The organism is Pseudomonas profundi (assembly GCF_008638305.1).
Lineage (GTDB): Bacteria > Pseudomonadota > Gammaproteobacteria > Pseudomonadales > Pseudomonadaceae > Halopseudomonas > Halopseudomonas profundi.
In genome coordinates this window covers 1-1,323 of sequence record NZ_VTPZ01000040.1, presented here as the reverse complement: position 1 = coordinate 1,323, position 1,323 = coordinate 1, and the positions used below count along the sequence as shown (strand labels likewise).

The window sequence follows — 1,323 nt, the reverse complement described above, 5'->3', positions numbered from 1 at the left end:
CTGTCCATGCTGCTGCACATAGTTCAGCACCATCTGCTCATTTTGAATGGGTGTGAACCCAGCTTGACGCGTGTAGGCGGCCTTGTCACCCGAAGCCTGATACAAACTGGCCGACAGCGTATAACTACGCGCCCGCGTTGAGCCGTGCGCTTCCACCAGACCGGCTTCAGTCAAGGCTTCCAGGGTGCGCTTGGCGCTGGCAGTGTCGCGCTGTATCTGTGTGGCCAACTCATCGGCAGTCACCCGCTTGGTCGAGCGCAGCGCCGCCAGCGCAATCAGGCTGTCAATGGGTAGCTCGTTGTTGGTGGCCCGTTCGTGCTCCACCACCAGGCGGCGAAATTCCAGATCGGCCTCGGTGGTCGGCAGGCGCAACACCACACTCTGTGCTGTGGTGTAACTGTAATCCGGTGCGGGTCGGCCAAACTTGAGCATGCCGCGAAAGATCTTGTCCACACCGCGCCCGGAGCGTTCAACCACGCCGATGCGCTTCATGGCGTCCGCCAAAGCCGGGTTGCGCGGGCGCGGTTCGGTGACCAGCAGGTTGGCCAGGGTCACACCATCTACCAGCCCGCCGGGGTTGCTGACCACCAGCGCCTCGTCCTCAAGACGCACATGCACGGCGCCGAGACGGTGATAGTCGCGGTGGATCAGCGCGTTGGCCACCGCTTCGCGGTAAGCGCCCATATCGACCTTAGGCACCGGCACGCGGAACAGGCCGACTTGCAGTTCTTCCTCCGGGTTATAGGGGCGGAAGTTGGTTTCCAGCCAATCCAGCGCCTTGAGCAGAGGGAAGCGACGGAACTCATTAAAACGTACTGCCTGCTGGGCCAGCACCTGGAAGGCGAATTCGTGGGTAGGCACCAACTGGCGTAGGGAGGTTTCCCTGCCTACAAGTAGCAAGCCGGTGAGCGTCGGTACGCGCGAGCCATCCGGCTGGCGTGCGGTAAGCATCAGCGCGCCGTCGAGGGCTTCGTCGTCCAGTTCCAGTAACACGCGGTCACCGCCAAACTGCTGTACAGCCTGGCGCAGGCGTTCGCGCTCCAACGGGTCAAGGTCTGCCACAGTGGCGCCGGCCACCGGCTGAGCCGACACGTCGATCAGGCCGAAGCTGGAGGCGCGGCTGGCCCGCTCATGCGGCAACATGGCTACGCACTCGGGCGTACCGTCGTGCTTCACGCGGCGGCGTAGGTAAACGCCGCTAGTGGTCGCCACTTCACCGTGCGCTTTGGGCACCTGAATACACGCCACGGTCACCCCGTTCACCTCAACCGCCTCCGCCTGCACCGACAACGACGGCGAAGTCCGCGCCGCCACCATACCGGC

General features: G+C 63.8%; 1 protein-coding gene. It reads right to left on the bottom strand.

What is annotated here, in order from left to right:
• On the bottom strand, positions 1-1,323 hold a 1,323-nt coding region (locus tag FZE95_RS19460), incomplete at both ends, for an ATP-binding protein (protein WP_150302442.1).